Annotated in this window: 9 protein-coding genes; 7 read left to right on the forward strand and 2 right to left on the reverse strand. The window is 70.8% G+C overall.

From position 1 onward, the window contains the following. The first annotated feature begins 39 nt into the window (after nt 1-39). The gene (locus KDM41_14515; GenBank protein ID MCB1184640.1) at nt 40-1,770 is read left to right on the forward strand and encodes a hypothetical protein; all 1,731 of its coding nucleotides are present in this window, start codon (nt 40-42) and stop codon (nt 1,768-1,770) included. A 7-nt stretch (nt 1,771-1,777) separates the two neighbouring features. Here the strand turns inward: KDM41_14515 and KDM41_14520 are convergent, their stop codons facing one another. Continuing rightward, nucleotides 1,778-2,173, reverse strand: coding sequence for a response regulator (locus KDM41_14520; protein MCB1184641.1), 396 nt, complete (start codon nt 2,171-2,173; stop codon nt 1,778-1,780). A 126-nt stretch (nt 2,174-2,299) separates the two neighbouring features. On the opposite strand from KDM41_14520, the gene KDM41_14525 reads away from it, so the two are divergent. After that, entirely contained in the window at nt 2,300-3,781 is a 1,482-nt protein-coding gene (locus KDM41_14525; GenBank protein MCB1184642.1) for a tetratricopeptide repeat protein, read from the forward strand. A 58-nt stretch (nt 3,782-3,839) separates the two neighbouring features. Here KDM41_14525 and KDM41_14530 read toward each other — a convergent pair whose 3' ends face one another. After that, nucleotides 3,840-4,031, reverse strand: coding sequence for a 50S ribosomal protein L28 (locus KDM41_14530; GenBank protein MCB1184643.1), 192 nt, complete (start codon nt 4,029-4,031; stop codon nt 3,840-3,842). 125 nt (nt 4,032-4,156) lie between these two features. Between KDM41_14530 and recG the strand changes: the two genes are divergently transcribed. The 5 genes from recG (at nt 4,157) to infB (ending at nt 12,013) form a co-directional block, all read left to right on the forward strand. Further along, nucleotides 4,157-6,259 (forward strand): ATP-dependent DNA helicase RecG, encoded by a 2,103-nt coding sequence (gene recG, locus KDM41_14535; protein ID MCB1184644.1) that lies wholly within the window; start codon nt 4,157-4,159, stop codon nt 6,257-6,259. Between the two features lie 185 nt (nt 6,260-6,444). Further along, entirely contained in the window at nt 6,445-7,239 is a 795-nt protein-coding gene (locus KDM41_14540) for a hypothetical protein (protein MCB1184645.1), read from the forward strand. A gap of 41 nt (nt 7,240-7,280) precedes the next feature. Further along, nucleotides 7,281-8,804, forward strand: a complete 1,524-nt coding sequence (nusA, locus tag KDM41_14545; protein MCB1184646.1) for a transcription termination factor NusA — start codon at nt 7,281-7,283, stop codon at nt 8,802-8,804. After that, the gene (locus KDM41_14550) at nt 8,805-9,125 is read left to right on the forward strand and encodes a ribosomal L7Ae/L30e/S12e/Gadd45 family protein (GenBank protein MCB1184647.1); all 321 of its coding nucleotides are present in this window, start codon (nt 8,805-8,807) and stop codon (nt 9,123-9,125) included. It begins immediately after the preceding gene. Continuing rightward, nucleotides 9,122-12,013 carry a translation initiation factor IF-2 gene (gene infB, locus KDM41_14555; GenBank protein ID MCB1184648.1) on the forward strand — a complete coding sequence of 964 codons (2,892 nt, stop codon included), beginning with the start codon at nt 9,122-9,124 and terminating at the stop codon, nt 12,011-12,013. Before KDM41_14550 ends, infB begins: the two co-directional genes overlap by 4 nt. Nucleotides 12,014-12,281 lie beyond the last annotated feature (268 nt).

Raw genomic sequence — 12,281 nt, forward strand, 5'->3', positions numbered from 1 at the left:
TCAGCGCCCCGGCCTACACCAGGAAATACATGGACTGAGATGTCGCTGCTCGGTCGTTTCCTGGGGGGAGGGCGCAACAAGGCCTATGCCGAAGGGGTGACCCACCTCGAGGAAGGCCGCTTCGCCGCCGCGGTCGATTGCCTGCGGGTGGCGGCCCTCGGCGATTCGGGCACCCCATCGGGCTCCCTCGCGAGCTTCCACTTCCGGCAGGCCCTCCTCAGGGAGGGCCGCCGTCTTTTGCGGTCCGAGCAGAAGGCCGCGGCCGTGCCCTACTTCGCCGAAGCCGTCAAGCTGTGGGACCAGTATCCGGACCTGCACTGCCTGCTCGGCGCGGCGCAGGGGCTGGCCGGCGACTGGGACCGCGGGCTGGACGAGGCGCGCCGGGCCCTGCGCCTGAATCCGGACTACGCCGAAGCCCGCCTGCTCGAAGCGGTGGCCCTGCAGCAGGCCGAGCGCCTGCGCGAGGCGGCCGACAGCCTGAACAAGCTGGTCGAGTCGGGCCGGCGGGTCGATCACTGGCTCATCGCCGGCCTGACCGAACAGGGGCCCTTCACCGACCGGACGCTGCCCGGCGACCTCGCCGGACTGCTCGAGCGCAGCCTGAGCGGCCAGTCGGAGAAGGAAGAGGTCGCCTCGGCGGTGGCCCTGTGCCGCGCCGGCAAGTGGGAGGACGGGCTCGAACGCTTCGCGGCCCTCGTCGAGCGGCGCCCGCGCTACCCGGACTACCGGACCCGCCACGCGGCGGCGCTGTTCCAGGTGGGGCGCAACGACCAGGCCCTGGCCGAGGTCGAGGCGGCCCTGGCCCTGAACGACGCGTACCGCACGGCGGTCGACCTGAAGGGCCTGATCCTGGCCGACACCGGCCGCCTGCGCGAGGCCGCGGCCTTCCTGGCCGAGGCCGACGGGAACCTGGCCGACGCCAAGCCCGCCAGCACCCACGAGGCCATGTTCGCCGCCTATCTGCGGGCGGTGCTGGCCCTGCTGTCCGGCCGCCCCGATTCGGTGCGCGACGTGCTCGGCGAGTGGCCCGAACTGCCCCGCAACTTCGCGCGGGCCGAGCTGCTCCTGGCCGCGGCCGAGGACCTGACCGGGCAGCCGGCGCCGGCCCACCGCCGCCTGGCCGCCCTGGCCGCCGAATGGAGCGCCGAACCGCTGTACGCCTTCCTGCTCGCCTGCGCCCACCTGGCTCATGACCGCCCCCAGGACCTGGCCGGTGTGCTCGGGCGGTGGCCCGCGGCCGGTCGAGACGAGACCGACGACCGCCCGCTGTACCTCGAGGCCCTCATGGCCGTGCGCCAGGGGCGGGTGCCGCCCATGCCGGACCCGGCGGAGGACGATCGGACCGACGCCGACGCCGACAGCGGCGGCAAGGGCGACCCGGCCGGGGAGCGCGCCTCCGGCGGCGGCATCGACGACTGGGCGTGGCGCCTGCTGCGGGCCCGGTCGGAGTTCCTGCAGGGGGCGGACACGCGCTGCTGGGCCACGTGCGAGGCCCTGGTGGCCGAGGGGGCGGCGAGCGAGGACCTGGTGCGGCTGCAGACCCGCGCGGCGGTCACCGCCACCGGCGACGTGCCCGCGGACTGGAGCCCGGCGCCGGTGCTGCCGGCGGCCGTGCTGGCGCCGGCGGTGCATCTGGCCGTGAACCGGGATCGCGCCGACGACGCGGCCGGCCGCGTGGCCTCGCTGCGGCGGCTGCAACCGGAAGTGCTGGCGGGTTACTGGCTGGACGCGGCGTTCTGGCTGCAGCCGGTCCGGGGCTGGATCGCCTGAGCCGCGCTCAGGCGGGCTGGGTCGAGACGGCCAGCAGGCGGCGCACCTCGGCCGAGAGGACGTCCAGGTCGTAGGGCTTGTTCATGTAGGCGTCGGCCTGGTACTGGAAGCCGCGCACCTTGTTGCGCTCGTCCTCGCTGGCCGTGAGGATCATGATCGGGACCTCGGTCATGGTCATGATGGAGCGGACGCGCTTGAGGAAGCCGAAGCCGTCCATGACGGGCATCATCAGGTCGAGGATGACCATGTCGGGGGCGTTCTCGCGGGCGGAGCGGAACCCCTCGGCGCCGTTGCCGGCCTCGGTCACCTCGTAGCCCTCGCTGTGCAGCTGCAGCTTGAGGATCGTGCGGAGGTCCGGATCGTCCTCGACGATCAGGATTCGGGGTTTCGCGGCGTCCGTCATGGCAGTATCTTAACCCTTCCTGGTGGGGGAACCGCGGCCGGTTCCCGCGTGTTTCTCCCTCCGATATCGGTTTCCCGGCCCGGGACTTGAACCCGAATCCACCCGCTCCCCGAGGTGTCGTCTTCCATGCGCTGCGACCGCGTCCGCCCTTTTGCCGCCGTTCTTCCGCTCCTGCTGGGCCTGTCGCTGCTGCCCGCGGGGCCGGCGGCGGGCCAGGATGACCCGGCGGCGCCCCCGGCGGCCACCGCGACCGACGATTGCAGCGAAGGCAAGGCCCTGTACCGCAGTGCCCGCTTTCCGGAGGCCCGCGCGGCCCTGCAGCGCTGCCTCGAGGCCAACGGCCCCGCGGTCGACGTGCTGCTGCCCCTGGTGGTCATGGGCGTGCAGGCCGGGCGGCTGACCGAAGCCGTGGAGTACGGCGCGGCGGCGGTGGAGACGGCGCCGAACGATCCGGAGGCCCGCTACTGGTACGGGCGGGCCCTCCTGCGGGCCGAGCGCCCCGCCGACGCCAAGGCCCAGTGGGAGGCCGGCCTGGCCAACGGCGTCGACCACGTGGGGCTGCTGGAGGGGCTGGCGCGGCTGGCCCTGGCCGAGGGCGAACCGGCCAAGGCCTACCAGCTGCTCACCCAGATGCAGCGGCTCGGCACCGACGAACCGTGGCTCGATCGCCTGATGGCCGACATCGCCGCCGGCAAGGGCCTCTGGACCCAGAGCCTCGGCCACCTGGAGGCGGCCATGGCCCGCGAGGGCGGCGGCAGCGCCACCGACCTGCTGACGGCCTCGGAGCTGAGCATCCTGGCCGGGCGCAAGGAGGCCGCGGTGGGGTTCTGCCGCGAGGCCGTGGCCCGCGAGCCCGGCGCCGCCACCTACGGCGGTCTGGGCGAGGCGTTCTTCGCTCTCGAGCAGGTCGACTCGGCCACGGTCTACCTGCGGCGGGCCATCGAGCAGGATCCGGACAACGCCCGCTTCCGCTTCAACCTCGCCAACGCGCTCGAGGTCTCCGGACAGGTCGAGGAGGCCGACTACCACTTCCGGGTCTTCCTGCAGCAGGTGCCCGAGGATCCCGTCGGGCACTTCAACTACGGCATCCACCTGGAGAAGATGGGGCGCACGGCCGAGGCCCTCGACGAGGTGAGCCAGGCCATCAGCCTCGATCCGCGCATGCTCACCGCGCGGGTGGTGCGGATCCAGCTGCTCGAATCGCTCGGACGCTGGGACGAGGCGCTGCTCGACCTCGGCACATTGCGCGACCTGGACAAGGCGAACCAGGCCGACCTGGCGGCCTGGCAGGACCGCCTCGTGGCCGAGCGCGACGCGGCCCTCGGGCAGACCAACGCGGGCCTCGTGCACCTGCAGCATCTGGTGCTGGGCTCGGCCGACGTGGTCGAGCTGGTGCAGAAGGAGCTGGCGGCGGGGAAGGACTTCACGTCGCTGGTGGTGCGGTTCTCGAGCGGGCCGGCGGCGGCGCGGGGCGGCGACATCGGGTGGGTCGATCCGGAGCAGATGCTGGCGCCGCTGGGGGAGGCCATCGCCGCCCTGGGCATGAACGAGATCAGCCCTCCGATAGAATCGAAAGGGCTGTATCACATTTTCAAGAGAATTCCGTAGACGCCGCGGCGTCTCGAGCGTCGGGGGGCCTGGGGGCGGGCCGCGGTGCGGTGCCGGCTCAGACGACCTTCTTGACGCTGCCCGTACGGATGCACCGGGTGCACACGTAGCCGCGCTGCACCTTGCCGTCCATCTCGAAACGGATCTTCTGCAGGTTGGGCAGCCAGCGATGACGGGTCTGGTTGTGCGCGTGGCTCACACGATTCCCGTACTGCGGGCCCTTGCTGCAGATCGAGCACTTCCTGCTCATGGGTCGTTCCTCCTGGGAGTTGAATTCACAGGTCGGGCAATTTAACATCCCGATCGGTGCTCAGCAAGAATTTATCTCAGGGGAAGGGCTCCCGGTGCGGGGGCCGCCCGGACCCGCGGAAAGCCATGAAACCGGAATTCAGCCTCGCCACCCCCGTCCAGTTCCTCAAGTCCGTCGGACCCGCCCGGGCCCGGGCCCTGACCCGCCTCGGCATCGCGACCGTGGGCGACCTGCTGGCCCACTACCCCCGCCGCTACTTCGACCGCACGAGCTGCCAGCCCATCGGCCGGGCCCGCCCCGGCCAGGAGATCACCGTCCTGGGCGAGGTGCTCACCTGCAGCGACCGCCGCACCCGGCGGGGCGGCAACCTGCTGACGGTCACCCTCGGCGACGACACGGGCGTGGTGTTCTGCGTGTGGTTCAACCAGAAGTTCCTGCAGCAGCAGTTCAAGCCGGGCCGCAAGGTCATGGCCAGCGGCGTGGTGCAGTTCCACGGCGGGCGACCGCAGCTGGCGCATCCGGATTTCGAGGTGCTCGAGGCCCCGCCGGAGGGCGCGGACGCCACGCCCGGCCTGCACACCGGCCGCATGGTGCCCGTCTACGGCCTCACGGCGGGCATCGGGCAGTATTGGCTGCGGGGGCTGATCGACCAGGCCCTGACCCGCGCCGAGGCCCGCCACGCCGAGAGCCTGCCGCCCGAACTCGTGCGCCGGCATGGGTTTCCGGGGCGCGGCGAGGCCCTGCGCAACATCCACTTCCCCGCCGACCGCGGCGCCCTCGCGCGGGCCACGGCCCGCCTCAAGTACGAGGAGCTCTTCGCGGTGCAGATGCTCATGGCGCTGCGCCGGCGGGCGCACCGGCAGGAGGCGGGCATCCGCCTCGACCGTCCGGGCGACCTGACCCCGCGGCTCGTGCAGGGGCTGCCCTTCGAACTGACCGGGGCCCAGCGGCGGGCCCTGAAGGAGATCCTGGCCGATCTGCGCTCGGGGCGGCCCATGCACCGGCTGCTGCAGGGCGACGTGGGCTCGGGCAAGACCCTCGTGGCCCTGATCGCGGCGCTCTTCGTGATCGAGCAGGGGCACCAGGCGGTGCTGATGGCGCCGACCGAGGTCCTGGCCCGGCAGCACGGCCGGGGGGTGAGCGGCCTGTGCGAGCAGGTGGGCGTGACCGTCGAGACCCTGACCGGCAGCACCCCGGCGGCGCAGCGGCGGGCGATCCTGGCCGGGGTGGCGGCCGGCGAGATCGATCTGCTGGTGGGCACCCACGCCGTGATCCAGGACGACGTCCGCATCCCGCGGCTGGCCCTGGCCATCGTCGACGAGCAGCACCGCTTCGGCGTGCGCCAGCGGGGCGCCTCGGGGGCGGCGGCCGAGACGGGGCTGCCGGCCCACCTGCTGGTCATGAGCGCCACGCCCATTCCCCGCAGCCTCTCGCTCACCCTGTACGGCGACCTCGACCTGTCCCTCATCGACGAGCTGCCGGCCGGCCGCCAGCCCATCGAGACCCGCCTCGTGCGGGAGAAGGACGAGGACGACGTGTGGGAGGGCTGCCGGCGGGAAATGGCGGCCGGGCGCCAGGCCTACGTCATCTCGCCGGTTATCGAGGAGACCGAGGGGCAGGACCTCAAGGCCGCCACGGTCGAGTTCGAACGGCTGCGCGACGAGGTCTTTCCCGAGTTCGCGGTGGCCCTGCTGCACGGCAGGCTCAAGCCGCGGGAAAAGGAGGCCGTCATGGACGCCTTCGCCCGCGGCGAGGTGCAGCTGCTGGTGGCCACGACGGTGGTCGAGGTGGGGGTCGACGTGCCCAACGCCACAGCCATGGTCATCCACAACCCCGAGCGGTTCGGACTGGCCCAGCTGCACCAGCTGCGGGGCCGCATCGGGCGCGGCCGGCACCGCAGCCGCTGCTGGCTGCTCTGCGACCGCTACCTCGGCGAGGAGAGCTTCGCCCGCATCCGCTTCTTCGCCGACCACGCCGACGGATTCGCTCTAGCCGAAGAGGACCTGCGCCTGCGCGGACCCGGCGACGCGTGGGGGGTGCGCCAGAGCGGGGCGCCGGGTTTCCGGCTGGTCAACCCATTGCGGGACAAGGATCTGGTCAAGGTCTGCCGCGACGACGCCCGGGCCTTCCTGGCGGCCGATCCGGACCTGTCCAGCCCGGCGGGGCGGCTCATCGCCCAGGCCCTGCGGGAGACCTGCGGGCGGGCGCTGCCCCTGCAGGCGGGTTGACGGCCGCCGCCGGCCGTCTAGGCGACCGATCCGCTCCGGTACCGCGCGCTTAAATCCTGCAAAAAACCTTGCTTAATCGGCCGGATGCCGGTATATTCGGGCGGTCTCGGAGTCCCCCCAATCACCGGTGGACTGTTTGAGGTGGGTGTAAGCCCACTTTTTTTGTACGTGGAGGAACGACGGAATTGGCCGACGGCCGGCGCCCTGCAGCGGAGGGGACCCCGGGTGGGCGTCCCGAGCCGGGAGCCCAGCGCGCCCGGGTGCTCGCGCTGCTCGAGCCCGAGCTCGCGGCCGACGGGTTCGACCTGCTGGACGTGCGCATCTTCCAGGGCGGGGGCCGCTTCCAGGTGCGGATCTACGTCGATCTGATCGCTGAAGAGCCCGCCGCCGCCGACGACGATGCGGCCGACGCCGACGCCCCGCTGACGGGCATCTCCCTCGACGAGGTGGCGCGCGCCTCGCGCACCGCGGGCATGCTCCTCGAAGAGGCCGACCTCTTCGCCGACCGCTACGTCATCGAGGTGTCCTCGCCCGGGATCCGGCGGCCCCTGCGCACCGCGGACCATTTCCGGCGCGCGGTGGGGCAGCGGGTCGACCTGAAGCTCCGCGGCCGCATCCGGCTGCGCGGCGTGCTGCAGGGCGTGGGCGCCGACGCGCTCGACCTGACGGTGCCGGGCGGAGGCGGGGGCGCGGCTCCGACTGCGGCTTCGAGCGAGACTCCGACCGGATCTCCGACCGGAACTCCGACCGGAACTCCGACCGGAACTCCGACCGGAACTCCGACCACGACCCGGGTCGCCTTCGGGCAGATCCTCGAGGCGAACCTCGACCCGGATTTCGACGTGCAGGCGATCATCAACGCCGATCGCCGCGAGCGCAAGGAAACGAAGCGGCAGGAGCGTGCCGCGAAGAAGACGGGCCGCAAGAAGAGCCGGCCCAGGGACAAGCGGAAGACCGACGCGGGGCCGGCCGAAGGCTAGGACCCGACGACGCACCGGCCCCGGCCGGCGGGAGAACGCGCATGGATCACACCATCCTCAATGCCCTGAGTGAGATCACCAGGGAGAAGAACATCGACAAGAGCATCATCATCGAGTCGCTCGAGGCGGGGCTGCAGTCGGCCGCGCGCAAGAAGCTGGGTTCCGAGGCGAACATCGACGCCCGCGTGAACCTGGACACGGGCGAGATCGAGATCGAGCAGGTCAAGACCGTCGTCGAGGAGATCGACGACCCGGACACCGACATCGCGCTGGAGGAGGCGCAGATCGAGTTCGGGGACGAGGTCGAGGTCGGTGACGAGGTGCGGTGGGAACTGCCGGTGGCGGAGTTCGGACGCAACGCGATCCTGGTCGCCAAGCAGATCCTCGTGCAGAAGGTGCGCGAGGCCGAGCGGGCCCAGATCTTCGAGGAATACAAGGACCGCGTGAACGAGATCATCGTGGGCACCGTGCAGCAGGTCGACCGCGGCAACGTGCTGGTGAACCTCGGCCGCACCGAGGCCCTGATGCCCTACCGCGAGCAGATCCGCGGCGAGAAGCTGCACCAGGGCAAGTCGGTGCGCGCGTTCATCACCGAGGTGCTCGACAGCGCCAAGGGGCCGCAGGTCATCCTCTCGCGCAGCCATCCGGGCTTCCTGAAGTCGCTGTTCGAGCAGGAGGTGCCCGAGATCCAGGAGGGCATCGTCGAGATCAAGGCCGTGGCCCGCGAGCCGGGCACCCGCTCGAAGATCGCCGTCACCAGCCACGACGACCGCGTCGATCCGGTGGGCAGCTGCGTGGGCATGAAGGGCAGCCGCGTGCAGGCCGTCACCCGCGAGCTGGCCGGCGAGCGCGTCGACATCGTGCCCTGGAGCGCCGAGCCCAGCCTGCTGATCAGCCGCGCCCTGAGCCCGGCCATCGTCAGCAACATCATCCTGCACCGCGACCGCAACGAGGCGACCGTGGTGGTGAACGACGACCAGCTGAGCAAGGCCATCGGCAAGGAGGGCAAGAACGTCCGCCTCGCGGCCAAGCTCACCGAGTGGAAGATCGACCTGGTCAGCTCGCGCGAGTACTCGATCCGCGAGCGCGTGACCGCCGAGATGAGCATGAAGCTGGCCGAGATGGAGGGCGTGAGCGACGAACTGCTGGTCACCCTCGAGGCCAGCGGCCTGTTCACCATCGAGGACGTGGCCAACGCCGCGCTCGAGCAGCTGGCGCAGGTGCCGGGCCTGGACGAGGACTCGGCCGACGCCCTGCTCGCCACGGCCCAGGCGACCCACGCCGAGCTGACGCGCATGATCGCCAAGACCATCGCCGAGGAGCTCGAGAAGGACGCCGCCGACGAGCGCCCGCTCTTCGACGAGGAGGCCCTCGGCGACAGCGTCGTGGACGAGGAGTTCGCCGGGCTCGAGGGGCTCGACAACCTCGACGCCATGCGCGACGACGCGGCCCCGGCCAGCGCGGACGAGCTGTTCGGCGACCTGGGCGAAGCCGCCGGCGACGACGCCGGGGACGACGAGGAGAAGAAGGTCAATCCGTTCGCGGACGGCGAGCTGGACGACTAGATGGCCGTCGACGGACAGAAGCTGCTGGGTCTGCTCGGCCTGGCGCGGCGCGCCGGCAAGCTCGCCATGGGCTTCTCGGCGGTGGAACAGCTGGTCAAGCGCGGCGAGGCGCCGCTGGTCGTCGTGGCGGCCGGGGTCGGCGCGAGCCAACTGGGCAAGATCGAGCGGTGGGAACCGCTGCGGGGCCTGGTGAAGGACGCCTTGCCGGCGGAGGATCTGGCCCAGGCCATGGGGCGTGACAAGCTCGTGGTCGTGGGCGTTTGCGACCCTGGATTCATCAACGGAATCCAGAAACTGGTGGCTGGAGGTATCGGGTCTTGACGAGGAACCTGCGAGTGTACGAACTGGGTCGGCACTACGGCGTCGACAGCAAGCAGATCATGACCCTTCTGAAGAAGATGAAGGTCACGGTCAAGAGCCACATGAGCGTGGTGGAGGACGATGACGTGGACCGCATCCACGCCGTCTTCCAGCGCAAGCGTGAGCTCGCGCGGGAGAACTATGCCAAGGCCCACGGGCTGAACCCCGACCAGCTGAAGAACGTGGCGGCCCTCAAGCCCCTCGAACGCCCGCAGCCGGTCGAGGAGGAGAAGCCGAAGAAGAAGGCCACCAAGAAGAAGGCCGCCAAGAAGAAGGCGCCCGCCAAGCCGAAGGTGGTCGTGATCAAGAAGTCGGGCACCATGACCGCCGTGGCCAAGAAGGCCCAGGCGGCCAAGGAGGCCGAGGAGCAGGCCAAGGCCGAGGAGCAGGCGCGCCTCCGCGAGGAGAGCGAGCGCAAGGAGGCCGAACTGGCCGCCAAGCGCGAGGAGCACGCCAAGGCCCGCATCGTCAAGAACACCGCGGCCAAGCTGGTCAAGAAGGCCGACATCAAGCCCAAGGACGAGGCGCCCGCGACCGAGGAGGCGCCGGCCGAGGCCGCCGCCGAGGTGGTCGGCGCGCCGGTCGAGGCGCCCGAGGCGCCGGTGGTGGAGGCCGACGAGCCGGCGGCGCCCGAGGCGGCCGCGCCGGCCGCGGACGCGGCGGCTCCCGAGGACGCCGAGTCCGGCGGGGACGAGGGCGCCGGCGACGAGGACGCCGAGGCGGCGGAGCCCGTCGATCCGCTGGCCAACGTCGGCACCAAGAAGCACGACGGCTTCAAGGTCGGCGACATCATCCGGCCGGCACCGAAGATCAAACGCGACAAGGGCTTCGGGCCCGACAAGCCGGCGACCGAGGTGTCGAGCGAGTCGGTGCGCGATTCGATCCGCGCCGCGATCCAGCGCCGCAAGGACGAGGCCGAACTGCGCGACACGCCGTCGCGCCGCAAGCGGGCCCGCAAGAAGAAGAAGGTCGACCAGGCCGAGGTCGACAAGGCGCTCAAGCAGACCATCGCCCAGATGGGCGGCGCCACCGGCAAACGCAAGCAGCGCCGCAAGGGCGGGGGAGACGACGATTCCGTGGAAGTGGATGTGACCCTGCTGAAGCTGACCGAGTTCATCACCGTCCAGGAGCTGGCCGAGAAGCTGGGCGTCAGGCCCCAGGAGCTCATCGGCAAGCTCTTCGGAATGGGCATCATGGCCACCATCAACCAGCGCCTCGAGAAGGACCACATCGAGATGCTCGCCGCCGAGTACGACCGCGAGGTCGAGTTCCTCAGCGAGTACGGCGAGGAGGTGCTCGAGGAGAGCGACGAGGAGGTCGCCGAGGCCGACCTGACCGACCGCCCGCCGGTGGTCACGGTCATGGGCCACGTCGACCACGGCAAGACGTCGCTGCTCGACAGCATCCGCAAGACGAACGTCATCGCGGGCGAGGCCGGCGGCATCACCCAGCACATCGGCGCCTACACCGTGCAGACCGACGGCGGCCCGATCACCTTCCTGGACACCCCGGGTCACGCGGCCTTCACGGCCATGCGCGCCCGCGGCGCCCAGGTGACGGACATCGTCATCCTCATCGTCGCGGCCGACGACAGCGTCATGCCGCAGACGGTCGAGGCCATCAGCCACGCCAAGGCGGCCGGCGTGCCGATCATCGTGGCGGTGAACAAGATCGACCTGCCGGCGGCCAAGCCCGAGAAGGTCAAGCAGGAGCTGCTGCAGCACAGCGTCGTGGTCGAGGAGTTCGGCGGCGACGTGCTCTGCGCCGAGATCTCGGCCAAGAAGGGGCTGAACATCGAGCGGCTGCTCGAGCTGGTGCACCTGCAGAGCGAGGTGCTCGAGCTGAAGGCCAACCCCGAGGGCCGCGCGCGCGGCACCGTGGTCGAGGCCAAGAAGGAGCAGGGGCGCGGCGTCGTGTTCACGGTGCTGATCGACAAGGGCACCCTCGAGGTGGGCGACAACTTCCTGGTCGGCATGACCGAGGGCAAGGTGCGCGCGCTGCTCGACGAGCGCGGCAACGTGCTCGAGAAGGTCATGCCGGGCGAGCCCTGCGAGATCATGGGCGCCAACGATGTGCCCGAGGCCGGCGACCGCTTCTACGTGGTCAAGGACGAGCGCGAGGCGCGCGAGATGGCGAGCAACCGCCGCCGCCTGCAGCGCCAGCAGCAGATCGTCAAGCCGAAGCAGGTCATCGACCTGGACAACCTCGCGGAGATGATGTCGGCGGGCGACCTCAAGGAACTGCCCATCATCATCAAGGGCGACGTGGCCGGTTCGGTCGAGGCCCTGGCCGACCAGCTGATGGACATCGGCACCTCCGAGGTGCAGGTCAAGATCGTGCACAAGGCGGTGGGCGCCGTCAGCGAGTCGGACGTGCTCCTGGCCGCCAACACCGGCGCCATGATCATCGGCTTCCACATGCGTCCGGGCGCGGCGATCCGCGACCTGGCCAAGCGCCACAACGTGACCATCGAGGTCTTCGACATCATCTACGAGGTCGTCGACACCCTGAAGAAGTCGCTGGCCGGCCTGCTGGGCTCGATCAAGCGCGAGGTCTCGACCGGTTCGGCGAGCGTGCGGCAGGTCTTCACGATCCCGAAGGTCGGGCAGGTGGCCGGCTCGATGGTCATCGGCGGCACGATCAAGCGCAACAGCATGGCGCGCCTGATCCGCAACGAGGTCGTCGTGTTCGAGGGCAAGGTCAACTCGCTCAAGCGCTTCAAGGACGACGTGAAGGAAGTGCTGCAGGGCTACGAGTGCGGCATCGGCCTCGAGAACTTCTACGATATCCAGGAGGGCGACGTCCTGGAGTGCTACGAGATCGAGGAAGTGGAGCGCACCGAGCTGTAACGGCTGGGCCCGCGATGGTGTGCACCCCGCCTGGCGGGGGCGCCGGCCCGGGACTTCCTGTCCCGGGCCGGCTTGGCTTCCGGGTCTCGCCGCCTCCCTGGCGGCGAGACCCTTCAGACACCCCGCCAGACGGGGCGCACACCATCGCGGGCCCGTCCGCCACGAGGCGTGCGGACGTGTGGCGCGACCTCGACCCTGGGATGACGGGGCGTGACGACCGCGCCCCTCCACAGTACGGAGCCCGTTTCGCCCTGCTTGTGGCGGCGAT

The sequence above is a fragment of the bacterium genome (assembly GCA_020440705.1).
Lineage (GTDB): Bacteria > Krumholzibacteriota > Krumholzibacteriia > LZORAL124-64-63 > LZORAL124-64-63 > JAGRNP01.

Bases quoted from the DNA above. Each gene is read 5' to 3' on its own strand.
- KDM41_14515 (MCB1184640.1), top strand. From the start codon at position 40: ATGTCGCTGCTCGGTCGTTTCCTGGGGGGAGGGCGCAACAAGGCCTAT.
- KDM41_14520 (MCB1184641.1), bottom strand. From the start codon at position 2,173: ATGACGGACGCCGCGAAACCCCGAATCCTGATCGTCGAGGACGATCCG.
- KDM41_14525 (MCB1184642.1), top strand. From the start codon at position 2,300: ATGCGCTGCGACCGCGTCCGCCCTTTTGCCGCCGTTCTTCCGCTCCTG.
- KDM41_14530 (MCB1184643.1), bottom strand. From the start codon at position 4,031: ATGAGCAGGAAGTGCTCGATCTGCAGCAAGGGCCCGCAGTACGGGAAT.
- recG (MCB1184644.1), top strand. From the start codon at position 4,157: ATGAAACCGGAATTCAGCCTCGCCACCCCCGTCCAGTTCCTCAAGTCC.
- nusA (MCB1184646.1), top strand. From the start codon at position 7,281: ATGGATCACACCATCCTCAATGCCCTGAGTGAGATCACCAGGGAGAAG.
- KDM41_14550 (MCB1184647.1), top strand. From the start codon at position 8,805: ATGGCCGTCGACGGACAGAAGCTGCTGGGTCTGCTCGGCCTGGCGCGG.